17 protein-coding genes and 2 tRNA genes are annotated in these 16,348 nt (G+C 48.9%); 7 read left to right on the top strand and 12 right to left on the bottom strand.

Going from position 1 to position 16,348, the window contains the following annotated elements; all coding sequences use genetic code 11:
* The first annotated feature begins 131 nt into the window (after positions 1-131).
* Positions 132-893 carry a plasmid mobilization relaxosome protein MobC gene (gene mobC, locus HMPREF9439_RS07400; protein ID WP_087941999.1) on the top strand — a complete coding sequence of 254 codons (762 nt, stop codon included), beginning with the start codon at positions 132-134 and terminating at the stop codon, positions 891-893.
* On the opposite strand, the gene HMPREF9439_RS07395 is transcribed toward mobC, so the two are convergent.
* From HMPREF9439_RS07395 to HMPREF9439_RS07380, 4 genes are all read right to left on the bottom strand, one after another.
* Positions 894-970: transfer RNA gene (locus tag HMPREF9439_RS07395), tRNA-Pro, on the bottom strand.
* Between the two features lie 51 nt (positions 971-1,021).
* On the bottom strand, positions 1,022-2,365 hold the full coding sequence (locus HMPREF9439_RS07390) for a tyrosine-type recombinase/integrase (protein WP_008864374.1): 1,344 nt from the start codon (positions 2,363-2,365) through the stop codon (positions 1,022-1,024).
* 184 nt (positions 2,366-2,549) lie between these two features.
* Positions 2,550-2,626 (bottom strand) — tRNA-Pro (locus tag HMPREF9439_RS07385).
* Positions 2,627-2,646: 20 nt separating this feature from the next.
* Positions 2,647-3,627, bottom strand: a complete 981-nt coding sequence (locus HMPREF9439_RS07380; RefSeq protein WP_008864373.1) for a polyprenyl synthetase family protein — start codon at positions 3,625-3,627, stop codon at positions 2,647-2,649.
* Positions 3,628-3,897: 270 nt separating this feature from the next.
* On the opposite strand from HMPREF9439_RS07380, the gene rplU reads away from it, so the two are divergent.
* The 4 genes from rplU (at position 3,898) to proB (ending at position 7,078) form a co-directional block, all read left to right on the top strand.
* Positions 3,898-4,209 (top strand): 50S ribosomal protein L21, encoded by a 312-nt coding sequence (gene rplU, locus HMPREF9439_RS07375; RefSeq protein ID WP_008812164.1) that lies wholly within the window; start codon positions 3,898-3,900, stop codon positions 4,207-4,209.
* Positions 4,210-4,237: 28 nt separating this feature from the next.
* The gene (gene rpmA, locus HMPREF9439_RS07370; protein WP_008812163.1) at positions 4,238-4,498 is read left to right on the top strand and encodes a 50S ribosomal protein L27; all 261 of its coding nucleotides are present in this window, start codon (positions 4,238-4,240) and stop codon (positions 4,496-4,498) included.
* A gap of 119 nt (positions 4,499-4,617) precedes the next feature.
* Positions 4,618-5,730: a GTPase ObgE gene (obgE, locus tag HMPREF9439_RS07365; RefSeq protein ID WP_008864372.1), complete on the top strand. Its 1,113-nt coding sequence runs from the start codon at positions 4,618-4,620 to the stop codon at positions 5,728-5,730.
* 217 nt (positions 5,731-5,947) lie between these two features.
* The gene (gene proB, locus HMPREF9439_RS07360) at positions 5,948-7,078 is read left to right on the top strand and encodes a glutamate 5-kinase (protein WP_008864371.1); all 1,131 of its coding nucleotides are present in this window, start codon (positions 5,948-5,950) and stop codon (positions 7,076-7,078) included.
* A gap of 14 nt (positions 7,079-7,092) precedes the next feature.
* Here proB and HMPREF9439_RS07355 read toward each other — a convergent pair whose 3' ends face one another.
* Positions 7,093-7,638, bottom strand: coding sequence for an RNA pyrophosphohydrolase (locus tag HMPREF9439_RS07355; RefSeq protein ID WP_008812160.1), 546 nt, complete (start codon positions 7,636-7,638; stop codon positions 7,093-7,095).
* 118 nt (positions 7,639-7,756) lie between these two features.
* Between HMPREF9439_RS07355 and HMPREF9439_RS07350 the strand changes: the two genes are divergently transcribed.
* A complete protein-coding gene (locus HMPREF9439_RS07350) occupies positions 7,757-9,505 on the top strand; it encodes a proline--tRNA ligase (protein ID WP_008864370.1) in 1,749 nt (582 codons plus the stop codon).
* Between the two features lie 227 nt (positions 9,506-9,732).
* Here HMPREF9439_RS07350 and HMPREF9439_RS13645 read toward each other — a convergent pair whose 3' ends face one another.
* Positions 9,733-10,104: an SF0329 family protein gene (locus HMPREF9439_RS13645; protein ID WP_302987784.1), complete on the bottom strand. Its 372-nt coding sequence runs from the start codon at positions 10,102-10,104 to the stop codon at positions 9,733-9,735.
* A 764-nt stretch (positions 10,105-10,868) separates the two neighbouring features.
* Between HMPREF9439_RS13645 and HMPREF9439_RS07345 the strand changes: the two genes are divergently transcribed.
* Entirely contained in the window at positions 10,869-11,165 is a 297-nt protein-coding gene (locus HMPREF9439_RS07345; RefSeq protein ID WP_008864367.1) for an addiction module antidote protein, read from the top strand.
* Positions 11,166-11,208: 43 nt separating this feature from the next.
* Here HMPREF9439_RS07345 and HMPREF9439_RS07340 read toward each other — a convergent pair whose 3' ends face one another.
* The 6 genes from HMPREF9439_RS07340 to ybgC form a co-directional block, all read right to left on the bottom strand.
* A complete protein-coding gene (locus tag HMPREF9439_RS07340) occupies positions 11,209-11,859 on the bottom strand; it encodes a YczE/YyaS/YitT family protein (RefSeq protein ID WP_008864366.1) in 651 nt (216 codons plus the stop codon).
* A gap of 105 nt (positions 11,860-11,964) precedes the next feature.
* Positions 11,965-13,476 (bottom strand): mechanosensitive ion channel family protein, encoded by a 1,512-nt coding sequence (locus tag HMPREF9439_RS07335; RefSeq protein WP_008864365.1) that lies wholly within the window; start codon positions 13,474-13,476, stop codon positions 11,965-11,967.
* 17 nt (positions 13,477-13,493) lie between these two features.
* The gene (gene tolA / locus HMPREF9439_RS07330; protein ID WP_008864364.1) at positions 13,494-14,693 is read right to left on the bottom strand and encodes a cell envelope integrity protein TolA; all 1,200 of its coding nucleotides are present in this window, start codon (positions 14,691-14,693) and stop codon (positions 13,494-13,496) included.
* On the bottom strand, positions 14,693-15,115 hold the full coding sequence (locus HMPREF9439_RS07325; RefSeq protein ID WP_008812153.1) for a biopolymer transporter ExbD: 423 nt from the start codon (positions 15,113-15,115) through the stop codon (positions 14,693-14,695). Before HMPREF9439_RS07325 ends, tolA begins: the two co-directional genes overlap by 1 nt.
* A 9-nt stretch (positions 15,116-15,124) precedes the next feature.
* The gene (gene tolQ, locus HMPREF9439_RS07320; protein WP_008864363.1) at positions 15,125-15,808 is read right to left on the bottom strand and encodes a protein TolQ; all 684 of its coding nucleotides are present in this window, start codon (positions 15,806-15,808) and stop codon (positions 15,125-15,127) included.
* 25 nt (positions 15,809-15,833) lie between these two features.
* A complete protein-coding gene (gene ybgC, locus HMPREF9439_RS07315) occupies positions 15,834-16,250 on the bottom strand; it encodes a tol-pal system-associated acyl-CoA thioesterase (protein ID WP_008812151.1) in 417 nt (138 codons plus the stop codon).
* Positions 16,251-16,348 lie beyond the last annotated feature (98 nt).

Genomic DNA, 16,348 nt, shown 5'->3' with positions numbered 1-16,348 from the left:
CACCGAGTGAAAATGAGGACAACTCTCAGCAGTCAGAGTAGTTATCCACAATTTTGGCAAGCTGAATTGTGGATAACTACTGAGGATGTACGACTAACTACTGCTAAGGCAGGATCGCATCTTGATATCAAATGTATACATTTGATACCATAGATGCATCAACACCTCGCCGAGGGCTCGGTCGAAAATTTCATTTTCGGTTGTCCTGCCACACCGCCAAGGCGGTCGAACGCGGGAGCGTTCGGTGGATACGTTACACACGATCTGAGTTAATTCCAAAAAGGTTAGTCATGCCAAAAAGAGGTTCAGAAAAGAAAACCAGTGTTCTTACGGCTCGCGTTCAAACGGAAACAAAAGATGCTGCCAAGGAGTATGCGAAAAAATCCGGAGAAAGTCTTTCGGCATTTATTAATGCAACTATCGAAGAAAAGCTGAAAGGCCAGAAAAACTCTTTGGACAAAAGTGTTATTAGGACTGTTTTTTCTGAAGCCAAAGCAGAAGAATTCCCAGAAGAGAAAAAGATTCCTCTTTTCTTAAGGTTAACAAAAAGTGAGCTGGCCGCATTAGATTGCAGAGCCAAAGAGTTCGGCGTTTCTAAACAAGGTTACCTTACGTTGCTTCTTAGAAAGGATCTTCTAGGTACGATAATGTTGTTGGAAAAAGAAAGGGAGGCCGTTATCGATTCGACAGTTGCGATGAATAAAATCGGAGTCAACTTAAACCAAATTGCTCATGCCTTGAATATATTGGTGGACGATCGCGAGAAAAGGTCAATCCCATTCAAAGAACTCAAGCTCCAAATTGCCAAATTAAGCTCATTTATCGAAAATCATTTGTACAAAATGGAGAAGATTTTGAAGAGCGCAAAGACGAGAACTAATATAAAAATGTGATGGTCGGGGTGAGAGGATTTGAACCTCCGACACCTGCGTCCCGAACGCAGTACTCTACCAGGCTGAGCTACACCCCGATTTCACCAAAGACACGTAGTCTATCACGTCTACAGAATAGAGTTTGTTGCTCACGAGCCTTTTATTTGAGATGTTTTTTCTCGAACCGCAGATATACAATACTTTCCCCAGGCATCCATTATTTTTCTTCTTTCGGTTAAGAGCCTCGCCCTGTCATAAGCACCGTTATAGACGTCTCTTTTTGAATGCAATAAACAAAGCTCTACGGCTTCTTGATCAAAGCTTTTATTGTTACCAATAGTGTCGTCTTTTGCCCAGGTTCTGAAAGTTGCGCGTGCACAACCGTGAGGAGTAACGACGCAATCTTTTCCGGTTCTCTTGGTTTTTTCCTTATCAATCCAACCGATTCCGTCTATATTTTTTTGTTTTTTATGCAATCGCCTAAGAACCATCGACATAGTCATATCAGACAATGTTTGCATTTGATTACTTAAGAAGACTTTTGTTTGTCCGGTGTATCTTGGCAAATCTTTAAGTAGTTGGACTGCTTCGTCGGAAAGAAGGATGGTTCTGTCTCTCTTCGCTTGTTTCATTTTGTCGTGTTCAAGCGGAATATTCCATGTCTTGTTTTCGAGATCGAACTCATCCCAAGTTGCGAGCCGTACCGCTTTGGATCGAGAAGCGGTAAGGATCGCGAACTGACAAGCACGAGGAGAGGTTCCCTGAAGTTTATCCAGCGCGGCATAAAGCGCTGGAAGCTCCTCAACGCTGATGGCAGCATGATTTTCTTTTTCGCGTCGATTTCGTTTTTGAGGTTCCAGCAGAACACCTAGCGCAGATCTCAAATCAGCGGGATTTTCGCGGTCTTCCCTAATCCGAAGAGCAATTGACCAGTTGAAAATCTGCCGTAAGTAGGTTAGTGCTTTTTGAGCAGTGTTTGTTTTAGTTTCCCATAAAGGACCGATAATATCCCTGATCATTTCAGGTGTTATTGCATTGATAGATTTAGCCCCGAGTTTTGGGAAAATATGCCGATTTAAAACCCAAAACGTTCGGATTTCACCTTCCGGGTTGTTTCGGAAAAATCCGTTTCTTGCGCGATCCTTAAGCCAATCATTAGCTACTTTTTCGAAGTTTGGGATTTGTTGTTGTTTTTTCTCTTCTTTGATTTTTTGTCGAGCTTGTTTCTTTTCTTCAAGAGGATCTCTTCCCGCAAGAATCTTGGCTTTCAGCTCTAATGCAATACCCCGTGCTTGGGATAAGCTCAGAACAGAGCGCGGACCGATGAAAACGTCATGCTTTTTTCCGTAGGCATCCGAATATCTTAAAACGTAACTGGCTGAGTTCTTTTGGACCTTGAGGGCAAAGCCCGGCACTCCGCCCAAAAAGTAAAACCCAACCTCGGTAAGTCGTTTAACGGCAAGTGCAGATAACTCTTTCGCTCTTTGTGGCATAGATGACTATTGAGAGTGCTGTTTTTTATAATTTTAACAGACATAAAAATAGTCATCCTAAAACCATGTCATTGTTTGGCACTGGTTGTCACGGTTTGTCACAGGGAGATTTACTAAAAGGTGTTCGAAAAAGCGACATTTACGGAGTTTTCTGTATGACTTGTCATTGCTTGTCACTCCGATGTGGTCGGAGTGAGAGGATTCGAACCTCCGACCCCTGCGTCCCGAACGCAGTGCTCTACCAGGCTGAGCTACACTCCGATTCTTGCGTTTCGAGTGACCTATCGATCTCTCTCAACTGTCAAGGAAAGCAATTCTATCAGAGAATTTTTAAATGCGCTAGTCGGTAAGCAATTTAATGCATCAATTCCTCGAGAAACTTCTTTTTTGCCAGCTTCAATGCACGCATCAATGGCTCCGGAAGCCAGAATGACGCGGGTTACGCTTTCTAAGTCCGGATCATTGCTGCTGACTGCAGTACGAATAATCTTTGCATCTTCTTCGGAACAATGTCTCAAAGCGTAGATAAGTGGCATCGTCATTTTTCCTTCGCGAAGGTCGGTGCCTAAATTTTTACCGATATTGACCTTAGTGCCTGTGTAGTCAAGCACGTCATCAATAATTTGGAAGGCGCGGCCGAGACAAAGAGCGTATTCAGCCATTTTGTCTTCTACTTCCTTAGAGGCGCCGGCAACGACGGAGGCCATGCGGGCTGCTGCCTCAAAAAGAACACCGGTCTTTCTTTCAATGACGTCAAAATAGCGAGCTTCGTCTAATGTGGTGTCATGAATGTTGAGCAACTGGATGACCTCACCTTCGGAAACGCGGTTTACGGCGCCGGCTACGATTTCGCAAATACGTAAGTTTTGAGTGCGGACCATTAATTGGAAGGCGCGTGAATACATAAAGTCGCCGGTTAAGATCGCAGGCGCATTTCCCCATTTAAATCCGGCAGTCGGCTTTCCGCGCCTTAAGTCGCTTTCGTCAACAACGTCGTCATGTAGCAGACTGGCTGTGTGCACATACTCAATCATCGTTGCAAGGAAGATATGCTCTTTTCCCTGGTAGCCCAGAGCGCGTGCAATGAGCATTAAGACGATCGGACGCATTCGTTTGCCGCCGGCTGTAACGATGTAGTCGCTTATCTTTTTAATCAGCGGGATGTCACTCTGAAGATCATCAATAACTTCCCGATCAACGGCGAGTAAATCTTCCGAAATCGGGGCGATGATTCTCTGAACGGCGGCTGCTACTTGACTCATTGAAAAATTCCTATGGGCGCTAAATAAAACAAAGTCAAATATTAACTATTTTTCTTTGACTGCTGACACTAAAAGACACAAAAACGAGATTTTTCTGAGAATTCAACCCGACAATCCGTTTGGCGTTGAGAAAAACAAAAAAACATCTTTAACCGTTTGACTATACGAAATTTTTCGAGCATAATCTCGCACTCTGCGCGTTAAGTTATTTGAGCAAACAAAAAGGCTTCAGCAGAACGCAGACTGCATTGAAGTGTTAAAGGTATATACATGTACGCAATTATTAAAACCGGCGGCAAACAGTACACTGTTGCTGTTGGCGACAAGGTTAAGGTCGAAACCCTTCCGGGTGACGTTGGCTCCCAGATCAAACTCGTGGAAGTCCTCGCTGTTAAAAACGACGAAGGCCTTAAGCTTGGTAATCCGACGATTCCCGGCGCTTTTGTTACTGCCACAGTCCTGTCTGAAGGACGTCATGAAAAAGTTCGTATTTTCAAGTTCCGTCGTCGTAAACACTCCATGAAGAGTGCTGGTCACCGTCAGAACTACACCGAACTCAAGATTGATGAGATTTCGGCCTAATTGGATTTTTAAGTAAGAGGTATTTGAAATGGCACATAAGAAAGGCGGCGGATCTACACGTAACGGCCGCGATTCCAACGCACAACGTCTTGGCGTTAAAGTTTTCGGCTCTGAAATGATTCAGCCGGGCGCTATCATTGTTCGTCAGCGCGGTACCACATTCCATGCCGGTGAAAACGTCGGTATGGGCCGTGACCACACTTTGTTTGCTAAAGTTGCCGGTAAGGTCGAGTTCGTTGTTCACGGACGTCTGAACCGTCACTACGTTAACGTTGTTCCGGTTGCTTAATTAGACCGCGAATCAAACAAAGAAGCGCCCCATTCCTAGCAGGGAACGGGGCGCTGATTTTTTTCTACGGCTATCATCAACTCCATACCTAATAAGTCCTCACGGACAGGAAATAAAAAATGAAATTTGTAGATGAAGCGAAAATTGAAGTTTTTGCGGGTAAGGGCGGAAACGGCGTTGCCTCGTTCCGACGCGAAAAGTTTATTCCTAAAGGCGGTCCCGACGGCGGAGACGGCGGCCGCGGCGGCTCTATTTATGCCGTTGCCGACAGAAACCTGAATACTCTGATCGATTATCGCTACACACGTAAGTTCCAAGCCAAGAACGGCGAAAACGGCCGCGGCAGTGACTGCTACGGCAGAGGTGCTCCCGATATTGAGCTTCGTGTTCCGGTCGGAACCGTGATTACCGACTTGGATACCGGTGAGACAATTGCCGACTTGGATAAGAACGGTGAAAAAGCCCTTCTTGCCAAAGGCGGTAAAGGCGGTCTGGGCAACCTGCATTTCAAGACCTCTACCAACCGTGCTCCTCGTCAATGCACTCCCGGAGAACCGGGCCAAGAAAGAACACTCAAGCTTGAACTGAGAGTATTGGCGGACGTCGGTTTGTTAGGTCTTCCGAATGCAGGCAAGTCCACACTGATTTCCGCGGTTTCTAACGCCAAACCTAGAATCGCCGATTATCCCTTTACAACGTTGCATCCGCATCTTGGCGTTGTTCGTGCAGGTCCGGAATCCAGTTTTGTGATTGCAGATATTCCGGGACTGATTGAGGGTGCATCCGAGGGCGCCGGTTTAGGACACCAGTTCTTGCGTCATCTTTCCAGAACCAGCTTGCTGCTGCACGTCATTGATGTAGCACCTCTCGATACCGAAGAAGATCCTATCGCAGCTGCTCGCGCCATCGTTGAAGAACTGAGAAAGTTTGATCCGGCATTGGCAGACAAACCCCGTTGGGTTGTTCTTAACAAGATGGACCTGGTTCCTGAAGAAGAAAGAGCCAATGTCGTGGATAAGTACCGTGAAGCATTCGGTACGGATGTTCCGATGTTTGCGATTTCTGCTGTGACCCGTGAAGGCACTGAAGCTTTGGTTAAAGCAATTGCTGAAGATATTCACGAACAGCGCAGACAGCTCATCAAAGAAAGCGAACCGGATGTCCGCTTTGATGAAGACGAAGAAGTCTTCCCGCCCGAAGGCGGAGAGCCTGAAGAAGGTGAGCAAAAGTAAGCTGCCGGTGAATTTGGTCAAACCGCTGAGAAAACAAAATCCCGGCGGTTTTTCTTTTTTGATTTTGTACTTTAAGTGGAAGCATTTTTGTTTAAAGCGATTTTGGATATACTGAACAGCTCTAATCACGACGACGCCGTTAATACAACAAAAAGCAAGTGAAGTTTATGATCCGCTTAGAAAGAGTGCTGTCGTCAATAAGATCGGATGAAACGAGATGGAAGAAAACCTCAAGATTTGGAACGATGCAAAAAGAATTGTCGTAAAAGTCGGCTCTTCTTTAGTGACAAATGAAGGTCACGGGGTAGATACGGAAGCGATTGCCCGTTGGACGGCTCAGATCGCTAAGCTGCAGGAAATGGGAAAACAGGTCGTTTGGGTTAGCTCCGGTGCGGTTGCAGAAGGAATGGCTCGTCTCGGGTGGACCAAACGTCCGAAAAAAATGCACGAACTCCAGGCAGCCGCAGCTGTCGGACAAATGGGTATTGTCGAAGCCTACGAAAAAAGCTTCGAGCGCTACGACATCCGCACAGCTCAAATCTTGTTGACGCATGCTGACCTCGCAGACCGTGAGCGTTACTTAAATGCACGCCAGACGCTAACCACACTCTTGGATCTCAAAGTTGTTCCGATCATTAACGAGAACGACACGGTCGTAACTAACGAAATCAAAGTCGGTGACAACGATACCTTGGGCGCACTGGTAACCAACTTGATTGATGCCGACGTCTTAGTGATCTTGACCGATCAGATCGGCCTCTTCACCGCTGATCCGCGCTCCAACCCTGAAGCCAAATTAGTGGAAGTCGGCGAAGCCGGAGATCCGATCTATGAAGCAATGGCCGGAGGCGCCGGTTCTTCCATTGGTAAGGGAGGTATGCAGACAAAAGTGCTTGCCGCTAAACGCGCAGCTCGCAGCGGAGCCTCAACTGTTATTGCCAGCGGACGCATTCCTGATGTTTTAGTCCGTTTAGCTCAGGGAGAATCCATCGGAACGCTTCTGAAGACAGATCGCAAACCGATGTCTGCCCGCAGCCAGTGGATGGCTGACCATTTGCAGCTGAAGGGAAAGCTCGTTATTGATGAGGGTGCCGTCGAGGCTGTCCGCAAAGGCAAGAGCCTGCTGCCGGTCGGTGTTAAAGCTGTGATCGGAGACTTCCTTCGCGGCGAAATCATTCAAGTCGTGGATCAAAACGACAAGGAAATCTGCCGCGGCATGATTAACTATGGCTCCGATGAGTCCCGCCGAATCATGGGACTGCACAGCGATGAAGTTGTGGAAGAGCTAGGCTACTTAGAACAGAGAGAGCTGATTCATCAGGACAACATGGTCGTGATGAACAAGTGATCTCGTAAAGACGATTATTTGTAAAGGCGGAAGTGTCCCGGCCCCTCCGCTTTTTCCCATCCTGCAGGCGGAACAAGGTGTTTTTTATCTGTGAAGAGAGCAGGAGCTAATTCCTTCAGAGCTTCTTTATAAACACCGCGCTTGAAGTCAATCACTTGGCTCAGCGGAACCCAATAGTCATTCCATTTCCAGGCTTCAAATTCCGGATGGTTGGTGGCTTTCAAGTTGATGTCTTTGTTTTTACCGAGAAACTCTAAGAGGAACCAAATCTGCTTTTGGCCTTTGTAGATGCCGCGCAGATCGCGGCGAATCCAGCGGTCGGGAACGTCATAGCGCAGCCAGTCTTCGGTGCGGCTGATGATACGGACCTGGTTTTCAAAGAGACCAAGCTCCTCCCAAAGCTCTCTGAACATGGCTTCGCGAGGCGATTCCCCGCGGTTGATACCGCCCTGCGGAAATTGCCAGGAATGCTGACCCAAACGTTTCCCCCAAAAAACTTGTTTGAGAGGATTGGTCAAAATAATCCCGACGTTTGGTCGGTATCCATGTTGATCAAGCATAAAAACTTTAAAATAACTTATTTGTGTCTGCCCATTATATAGAGGCAGGAAAAGAAGTCATAAGATCCGAACCTAATCGTAGACTGCCGGCCTGCCGGCTCGTTTTTGAGAATTCGTAATGAGAGCAAAACAATTTTTTATTTCAACACAGAAAGAAGCTCCTGCAGATGCAGAAATCGTTAGCCAGAAGCTGATGCTTCGCGCAGGCATGATCCGTAAGCTTGCAGCCGGCGTCTATAACTACATGCCGATGGGCCTTCGCTCTTTGAAGAAGATTGAACGTATTGTCAGAGAAGAAATGGACCGTGCCGGCGCCATCGAACTTCTGATGCCGATCGTCCAGCCTGCTGAGCTTTGGCAGGAAACCGGCCGCTGGCAGAAGTACGGCTCTGAACTGCTTCGCTTTAAAGATAGACACGACAGAGACTTTGTTCTTCAGCCTACCAGCGAAGAAGTCGTGACCGACATCGCTCGTCAGGAAATCAAGTCCTGGCGTCAGCTCCCGGTGAACTTCTACCAGATTCAGACAAAGTTCCGTGACGAACGTCGTCCTCGTTTCGGCGTGATGCGCGGCCGCGACTTTGTCATGAAAGACGCTTACTCTTTTGACCGTACGGCTGAAGACGCCGGCAAGAGCTACGACAAGATGTTCGAAGCTTACTGCCGCATCTTTGATCGCTTGGGTTTGGTTTATCGAGCAGTGCGCGCTGACTCCGGCTCCATCGGCGGCTCTCGCTCTCAGGAATTCCAGGTGATCGCTGATACCGGCGAAGATTTGATCGTTTTCTGCCCGGACAGCGAATACGCTGCCAATATCGAATTGGCCGAAGCTCCCTGCCTGATCGAAAAACGCGCAGAAGCCACAGAGACCATGGAAAAGGTTCCGACTCCGGGCCGCGACAAGTGCGAGCTTGTTGTTGAACTTCTGAATAAGCCGCTGACAGCCAGCGTTAAATCTATTGTTTTGGCAGTTGATCACCAGGACGAAAAAGGCAATCCGCTGCCTGCAAAAATCGTTCTTCTGCTTCTCAGAGGCGATCACACTCTTAATGAAGTTAAAGCCGAAAAGCTGGAAGCGCTTAAGGGCGGATTCCGCTTTGCAACCGACAAGGAAATTGAAGATACCTTCGGATCTAAACCGGGTTATCTCGGCCCTGTCGGTATTCCTAAGGATGTCACCATCGTTGCCGATACAACCGTTGCCAACATGAGCGACTTCATTGTCGGCGCCAACGAAGAGGGCTATCACATCCGCGGCGTGAACTGGGGCCGTGACCTGAGAGAACCGGATGTTGTTGCTGATATCCGTAACGTCGTTGAAGGCGATGTTTCTCCAGACGGCAAAGGCACGCTCAAGATGCAGCGCGGCATCGAAGTCGGCCACGTATTCTTCCTCGGCGACAAGTATTCTGCTCCGATGAATGCGACTTACCTGGACGAAAACGGCAAGCCCCAGCTGCTTCAGATGGGTTGCTACGGTATCGGTATTTCTCGTCTGCTGGGCGCAGCTATCGAGCAAGGCCACGACGATAAAGGCATTATCTGGCCGGACAGCATTGCTCCGTTCACCGTAGTGATCTGCCCCGTCGGATATGACAAGAGCGAAGAAGTTCAGAAGGCTTCTAACGAGCTTTACGGTCGTCTGCGCGAAGCCGGCATTGACGTCATCCTCGATGACAGAGGTCTGCGTCCCGGGGTCATGTTCGCTGACTGGGAACTGATCGGTGTTCCGCATCGCGTTACGATCGGTGACCGCGGCCTGAAGAACGGTGAAGTTGAATACGCTCACCGCGGAGATCTCCAGAACGAAAACGTTCCTGTCACCGAAATCGCTGACAAACTGATCGCCAAGATCAAAGTCCGCTAAGCGAAGAAGCGTTTCCTTTTAGGGCGTCGGAAAACCTGCTGCAGGGATTTTCTGGCGCCCTTTTAATTTCTTTAGGTGTCCTTCCGAGGCTGGCTCAGAAGCCGTCTGCTTCTGCGGCTTTCCTCTGCTTTTCCTTGTATGTATTTATCCTCTGCTTCAGAATTTTTTGTGCGGCTGGGTTGCTGACGATTTCTGCTAACTCTGCCAGTCTTCTTTGACCTATTCGTCTATCGGCGGCTCGAAGAATGTCTGTGAGTCCCCAATGATCTCTTAGTCATTAATTCCGACAAAGGCGTATCAATGTATTCTCGAAGCATGTTCGAAATCTCAGAGGTTTCGCTGCTATACGGATAGATAGATAAAGCTTCGTAAGCGATACGAGAGTTTTCGTCTGGGCCTTCGGAATGGATAAAGTGCTTCGGATAATCGAAGATGGTTTCTTTGTCTAACGTGATCCAATACCTTGGTAAGTCAGTACTTCCATATTGGCTTCCCATTCGGTAGGCTACACAATGGATCTGAAAGTCTAATTTTGGATCGACAAGCAAATACACTTCTTTCTGTAATTTGCTCCAAGGCCTAATCTTTCTTCTTTGCATCATAGTAGTAGCGAGAAAATTGTCAGCAGGGTTGGGTTATTTCTTCCGACCTCGGTTCACAAGTTATTCTGTCTTTGCGAAAGGCGAAATGTTCGCTCTCTAACAGATATAAATATAGTAGTCTTGAGCGAAAAATTTTGACGCATTAAATCAATAAATTCGATTATCAAACTATCGAATTTATAGAAAATCATTTTGAGATATTCTGCCTATGGACTGTTTTTACTAGGCTTTTACCAGCTAGGCCCGTAAAGCACCGTTATTAAGACGGTGAAATAAGGGCCCAGTCCGAAGGACTGGCTATGCTAAACTGGCTTTATCTTTTCAGATCTAGGGGCGGGCTGTCCCGAAGTGAAGTCTGTGGAGAGATGTGAGACCTGAAGGAGTATACGGTTGTGTCCACGCACGTGAAACTCCTTTTGGAGAACGTGCAAAAACCAAGCTGTACTCCTTTGGGCAATCCCGCTGAAGCAGAAACCCGCCGAGGCAACTTCGACATTAAGCTACGGCTGTCGGAGAAGCGGTAGGAATCCTCTTCATTTATGGAGGGGAGGAAGTCAATAGTAAAAAGCGAACTATGAGGAAAACCCCGTTAGCCCATTACTCAGCTTCAAGTCCCAAATTCAACGGTTAATGCAATGCAAAACTCAACAGCTGGAGTCGGTAGCCGCGTAAGAGGCTGCCGAGTTCAATCAAGAAAGCCTGCGTTCATTTAAACTTTCGCTGAAGGTTTCGACGAGGAACTTACTTGAAGAGTACAAAGCGTGACTACGAAGCTTGGCAAAGAATTTGACATCCAGGACTACCTTATCAATACGGAAAACAATCCCGAAGCTTTTTTCAAGGCCTGTGTTGAAGAAGATCTGGGAGATGGATCACTCGTTAGAAGGGCACTTGGCGAAATGGTGAAGGCTAAAGGAATGGTTCAGCTCGCAAAGGAGACAGGTCTCTCAAAGCAGTGTTTGTACAGAGCGCTCAGCCCCGAAGGATCACCTAAATTCGAAACGATATTTAGAATCAGCAAGGCCTTGAAGCTGACGATTCCGACTCATCGAGCCTGATTTAAATTCTCCGATCTCCGCTGCGGCTGGAAAGCTCTAAAAGTTACTCTGTGTCCGCTGGCGCTCTCTTGAAAAGTTTTGTAAGACCGGCAAGCCAGAATTTCACAAAGATGCCGACGCATAACGCCGAAATAACAGTTCCTTCCCGCAGCCCGCGTATTTCGTGGAAAACGCAGTAACTAAGAAGTAAAGCCAACAAAACCAAAATAACGTCATTGGCGATTTTGACGGATGAAAATGGCTTGTGCAGAACCGTACTGACCGCAAGTACGAGTCCTTCCCCGGGTAACGCTGCGGCGCCGGCAAACACTTCTAAAGCAACGCCGAGTCCGAGAACCACGTTTCCAAGCATCGAGACTGCAAAACATTTCCAATAAATATCTGAAGACAAGAACTCAGTGATCTGCATAGATGTATCGATGAAGTAAGAGAAGGCGAATGTGATCGGAATTTGCGAGAGAAGTAGAAGCTTGTTGATGGATTTTCGGAGCAGCAGCCACTGTGCAGCAACAAAGAGCAAGTTAATGAAGAAAGTAGTTTCACCGAAGGTTAAGCCGCTGGCATAAGACGACACTAATGGCAGAGAGCTGATGGGCGTGGTTCCGAGATTGCCTCGAGTCACGAGTGCGATACCTAAACTCATGACGAACAATGCAGCGACGAATATGAACCACGGGCCTAACTTGCGAAACATATCGGAAAAATTTGAAAGATGTTGGACTTGAGGATTAGAGATTCAAGAAAGAAAAGTCGAAGGGCTGAGCTTCGACTTTTCAGATTGATTAGAGGTTAGAAACCGTTATGTTCCTGCTTTTGCTTCGGACTTCGATGGGGCAGGAACGTCGTTTTCGACTTTGCATATCACTTCCGGCATCGAAATGATATGCAGATCCCTCTGCTGGAACGGAATGTTGATCTTGCGCTTGTTGAATTCACGGAACATCGCGCGACCAATGTTGGACCTCAAAGTCGCGGTGCCTTTTTCGGGGTCGGGAACCCAGAAGTACGACGTCAGTTCAATACCGTCGGCTCCGAAGTTCGTCAGAATGGTGTAGGGCGCCGGATTGATCAGCACGCGCGGCTGTTTTCGGACGATATCGGTCATGAGCTCAATGACTTCATCAATGTCGGCGCTGTAGTCAACGCTCATCATGACGGTCGCACGTCCCGGACCCAACAGGTACGAGGTATTGCGAACGCTGCTGGTGACGAAATTCTCGTTCGGGATAATCGTTACGCTGCCGTCGTAAGCCTTAACCGCTGTGTAGCGCGTCTTGATGTCCGTCACAATACCTTCAACGCCGGAAACGTTCACCAAGTCTCCGATTTTGATGCTCTTATCCAGAAGAATAATGAATCCGCTGACGTAGTTAGAGGCAATTTTCTGTAAGCCGAAACCTAAGCCGACACCGATGGCACCGCCGAAGACACCAAGCACGGTGATGTCAATACCAACGGAAGCCAGACCGATCAGAATCGCAATCGTCACTAAAACGACCTTGACTACCCGGATGATCACAACGCGGACGTTGGACTCCATGGTCGGAAGGCTGTTTATCCATTTCTCAAAGAACTGACCGATCCACTTCGCGATAAAGAGCGCTAAGGCAATCGAGAAGCCGGAAAGGAAGACAGACCAAACCGTTGCGTTGGTGCTTCCCAGCGGAATTTTGGTGGTCTGCATGAATTCGACGCACTTAGGCAGTACACCGACGATCTGAAGCGCGACACCGCCCCAAATCGAAAACGTCAGGAAGTTATCCAGGCTGCTGTTGTATTTGCGCGAAAGTGAGTGCAGCAGAAATACGACCGTGCGGATCACAACGTAGGCCCCGAGAATCAGCCACGCAATGGATTCCAGCGGCAGGGCTTTCTTAGGAAGCAAGCCGAAAAGTCGCACGGTAAAGGTGCTGACCGCGATGAAGAACATTCCAAGCAGCGGGAAACTCAGCCGCAAAATCAGCGTCTCTATGCCTCGTCTTACCTTTGCCCAGAAGGCGCTCTCGCGATGTTCAGGCTTGACAGGGGCTTCGCCTTCTTCCGCTTTGATCTCGTCGCTTTCGATGATTTCATTGGCGGCTAAGTGCTTAATAATCCGCATGCGGATGTATTTGCCGAGCAGCCAAGCTAAAAACAGTGAGCCCAGAATGGAGGCCAGCTGCCAATAGATGATCGGCTGGTTAAGCCCTTTTTCAAACATCAGCAGGAGTTGATCCAGGATGTTGCTGTCGCCGCTTAAAAGTTCTTCTGTCGTAACCGCTGTTTGTGCGACTTTGGCGATTTCGGCGGATGCGGCTGCCGAGGTACTCATAGGCTGTCTCCGTTAGGTTAACGACCGTTTGCGTCGTCAACCGGATCAAATGTCAATGTAATAGAAGAGGGAATGTCTCCTACCGGGGGTTTGGGGAAGGGATTGCACATCAGAATCGCTTTTTCCACCGCTGTATCGAAAGCCTTCAGACCGCTGCTGCTGATCATCTTGGGCGGAACAGCCTTCTGACCGTTCTTGAGCAGTCGGACATCGAACTTGGCAACGTACATTCCGCGTTTGGCGCCGGCCGGCGTATTAAACGTAATATGCGGACGGATGCAGGCAACGATACGGTTGTTGTACTGGGCTTGCTGAAAGTTCGTCATGGCGCCGGAGCCTGAACCCATGGCAGATCCGCTCTGGCCGGTTAAGCGGCTGAGCATTTCTTTTCTGCGGGCGGCATTCGCCTGTTCTTGGGCTCTCTGACGATTGAGTTCTTCTTGAGCCTTGCGCTTTTCAGCTAAGGCTTTTTCTCGCTGAGCCTTTTCTTCAGCGATCTTGCGTTCGCGTTCCTGAGCTTGCTTCTTGAGTTCTTCCTGCTTGGCTTTGCGCTCGGCTTCTGCTTTTTCTTCAGCCTTACGTTTTTCCTCCGCTAAGCGTTTCTGCTCTTCTTGTTTCTTCAGCTCTTCCTGACGCTTCTGTTCTTCGATGCGTCGTTCTTCTTCCTGACGGCGCAGTTCAGCCTGGCGAGCTTCTTCGGCTTTGCGCTGCTCTTCAGCTCGTTTGGCTTCCTGAAGCTGACGTTCGCGCTCAAGAATGCGTTGTTTTTCCTCTTCCTGTTTCTTCTTTTCGCGGTCGAGTCTTTCTTGGACGATGTCCGGATCCTCAAGCAGATTGGCTTGACGATCTAAATCCGTCTGAGCGATAGGAGGCGGGGGCGGAGGCAGCTGCTGCTGAGGCTCTTCCGGAGCAGGAGGCTCGGGAGCGGGTTCCGGTTCCGGCTGAGGTTCAGGTTGGGGCTCCGGTTCGGGCTGAGGCTCGGGTTCCGGCTCAGGCTGCGGTTCCGGTTGCGTCTCTGCCGGGGCTTCTGCTGCCGGCATGTCGCCGTTCCACAGTTCGGCATAGACGGGGCCTGTCGGCTCCGATCTCCATTGCATGGAAACGAAGAGCAGCACAAAAAGAAGCCCGTGGGCGATTAAAGCGAGCACAAAAGCCGTGCCCCAATAACCCTGAGCGCCTGAGAGCCGATTCGCTTGATTCGGAGATAAGTCGTCCATTACTTGGCACCGCTTCCTTCAAGTTGCAATGACAGACCGATACGCGTGATGTTGGCCTTTTGTAGATTGCGCATCACGTCGATGACTTTTTCATATGCGACGGTTTTATCCGCAGCAATGACAACCGGAACCTGATTTCCGTCGGTCTGCATCGATTCGACCGTAGAGACTAACTGAGGGAAATCAACCGGAGTTAATTTCTTTGCGGTATCGCGGATCTGGAGTTTGCCGTCTGGCGAGATAATGACTTCGACAACTTTATCCGGAGTGCGAGCCGCTTTATTGACTTTCGGCAGATCGACGATCGAAGGATTGACGTATGGGGCGGCGACCATCAGGATCACCACGAGAACGAGCATCACGTCAATGTACGGGACGACGTTCATCTCTGCTAAAAGACGTCTTTTGCCGTTACGTGCCATGTTGCGTCCTTAGGCCTGACGACCCAAAATGTTCTGGAATTCCTGCATGAAGCTTTCGTACTGGCTCGAGAGACGATCCAGACTATAAGCAAAGCGGTTGTAGCCGATAACGGCAGGAATAGCGGCAAACAGACCGATCGCGGTTGCCACCAGAGCTTCGGCAATACCCGGGGCGACGACAGCCAGCGAAGCGCTTTCCAGGTTGCCCAAGCCTGTGAAGGCGTCCATGATGCCCCATACGGTGCCGAACAGACCGATGTACGGAGAAACGGAACCGATGGTCGCCAAAACGCTCAAGCCCGACTCGAGAATGTCGAGTTCTCTCTGATAACGGGCGCGCATGGCGCGAGACACACCGTCAATGACGCCGAAGGTGCCGGCGCGGGCTTCGAGATTGCTCGCGCGGCTTCTTAAGAACTCGGTCATGCCGGAGTAAAAGATGCCCTCCTGAGGACCGATGGAAGAGCGTCGCTCGGTGGCGCTTTCGTAGAGTTTATTTAAATCTGCACCGCCCCAGAAACGCTTGTCGAAGTTGCGGGCTTCTCTTCTTGCACGGCTCATCTGGAACCATTTCTGAAAAATAATGGTCCAGCTCACTAAAGAGAAAATCAAAAGAATAGCCAAAACAATCTGAACAACGGCGCTCGCATGAGCAACCAAAGTAATGATTGATAAATCGGCAGATGCTTCCATCACAGTCCCTTGTACTAACGAATGATTAATGAGTTAAAAGTTTTTTGAGTTGTTCTGAAATAGGCTCGGGCATAGCCACCGGGCGGAATGTGTGCGCGTCGAGCGTGCCGCAGCGAACGTCTCCGACGTTGAGCACTTCATCTCCTCTCAGAATTTCCTGATGAAATTCAAAAGAAGTACGGCCGCACGCGGTGACCGTTGATCGAACCACTAATTCATCATCCAGCCGGGCCGGTTTCTTGTACTTGGCTTTGGCTTCGGCGACGACAAAGACGACGCCGAGCTCTGAGTACAGCCGCTCCTGACTCCAGCCCAATGCGCGCAGCCATTCCGTGCGTGCGCGTTCCATGAACCTGAAGTAGTTGGCGTAATAAACCACTCGTGCACAGTCTGTGTCTTCGTAGTAGACGCGAACCGGCCAGTCGAAATAGTGTTTTTCCATCAACAAATTCTCATCCGAGCGCGCGTAAGCGCGCTCAAAAAGGCTCCTTGAAGCCCAGCCTCACATAAGAGCGCATTTTAACAAACGGGTACCTGAGA

It is taken from the genome of Parasutterella excrementihominis YIT 11859 (genome assembly GCF_000205025.1).
In the GTDB taxonomy this organism is placed as follows: domain Bacteria; phylum Pseudomonadota; class Gammaproteobacteria; order Burkholderiales; family Burkholderiaceae_F; genus Parasutterella; species Parasutterella excrementihominis.
This window is presented reverse-complemented; position numbering and strand designations above follow the sequence as displayed.